At 73.0% G+C, this 1,012-nt stretch carries 1 protein-coding gene; it reads right to left on the reverse strand.

What is annotated here, in order from left to right:
* The coding region (locus tag ACWGB8_RS38665; protein ID WP_452218321.1) for a condensation domain-containing protein at positions 1 to 982 on the reverse strand (982 nt) is incomplete at its 3' end.
* Positions 983 to 1,012 lie beyond the last annotated feature (30 nt).

Genomic DNA, 1,012 nt, shown 5'->3' on the forward strand with positions numbered 1-1,012 from the left:
CGACGGGCTCGGCGACGGGCTCGGCGGCGAGCGCGGCGGGGTCGAGCAGCAGGGCCGCGCGGGAGTCCTGCAGCATGAACTCCACCCGCTCCTGCGGGTGGTCGGGGTCGACGGGCAGGTAGGCCCCGCCGGCCTTCAGCACCGCGAGCAGCGCGACGACCAGGTCGACGGAGCGCGGCAGCGACACCGCCACCACCGACTCCGGGCCGACCCCGCGCTCGATCAGCCGGTGCGCGAGCCGGTTCGCCCGCGCGTTCAACTCCCGGTAGCTCACCACCTCTTCGCCGAACTCCACGGCCGGCGCGTCCGGCGTGCGCGCGACCGTCGCCTCGACCAGGTCGGGCAGGGTGGCCTCCGAGAGGTCCGCATCGGCCCCGGTCCCGGCGCGCAGGATCCGCTCCTCCTCCCCGGGCGCGAGCAGGTCGACGGCGCCGACGGGCAGGTCCGGGTCGGCGGCGACCGCCTCCAGCAGCCGCACCAGACGGTCGGCGAAGGACTGCGCCGTCGCCGGGTCGAACAGATCGACGGCGTACTCCACCGCACCGAGCAGGCCCTCCGCCGCCGACTCGACTGCAGTGAAGGAGAGGTCGAACTTGGCCGCGACGGCATCGATCGGTTCGAGGGTGCTGGTGATGCCGGGGAGGTCGATGGAACCCTCCTGCTGGTTCTGGAGGTTGAGCATGACCTGGAAGAGCGGGTGCCGGGCCAGCGACCGGGCCGGGTTCAGCTCCTCCACCAGCCGCTCGAACGGCAGCTCCTGATGCGCGAACGCCCGCAGGTCCGTCTCCCGTACCCGGCCCAGCAGTTCACGGAAGGTCGGCTCACCCGACACATCCGTCCGCAGCACCAGCGTGTTCACGAAGAACCCCACCAGCTCGTCCAGCGCCGCATCCGTCCGCCCGGCCACCGGCGCACCGATCGGCACGTCCTCCCCCGCACCCAACCGCGACAGCAGCGACGCCACCCCCGCCTGCAACACCATGAACAGACTCGCACCCGACTCCCGCGCCAG

Source organism: Kitasatospora sp. NPDC054939 (assembly GCF_053610105.1).